Genomic DNA, 558 nt, shown 5'->3' with positions numbered 1-558 from the left:
TCGCTGCGTCTAAGGCCGCCTTGAAGTCCTGCTTTGTCGCACCAGGGAAGGGGACAAGTGCGCGCTGGTGTGCTTTTTTGTCTTTGGTTTTGCTGAACTTGCGAATTGAGTTTTCAGTCGACCAGCCTCAGGTATAGTCTGCAGTGATGTAGAATAACTCTTTACCTTTGAAGTTTTTCTTTAGGTATTTTGAAAGCACTTTAGCGCCCATCCAGGCGTTATAACTTTCCCTGAACATGTGGGTATGACCGTCTTTCCCCGTCGTGGCATTTGAGTAGGTTAGCGTGCCAAAGTATAAAGTGTCACGCGCTTTTGCAGCGTAGCCACCTGAAATAGAGACAGCGCTAGAGGAACCGCCAAAAATCATTTTTGCGCCCTGGTCATCGATCATGTGGACGACGTTTGTGGTAGATATTGCGGCTTTTGACTGAGTGTCTTTTTTAAGAAGCTTTATGGGTTTTCCTAGTATCCCGCCATTATTATTAATTTCTTCAACTGCCATATCGGCAGCACGTTCTTGGGCGAGTCCTTGTACTTGGTAAGGGCCTGAAGCGGGAT

Annotated in this window: 1 protein-coding gene; it reads right to left on the bottom strand. The window is 47.0% G+C overall.

Annotated features, from left to right (window positions below; translation table 11 throughout):
• Window positions 1-127: 127 nt before the first annotated feature.
• A partial coding sequence (locus A3729_RS30260) for an ABC transporter substrate-binding protein (RefSeq protein ID WP_231877538.1) occupies window positions 128-558 on the bottom strand: 431 nt, incomplete at its 5' end.

The organism is Oleiphilus sp. HI0043, assembly GCF_001634935.1.
The sequence above is the reverse complement of the archived record's forward strand: the minus strand, read 5'-3'. Positions and strand labels throughout refer to the sequence as shown.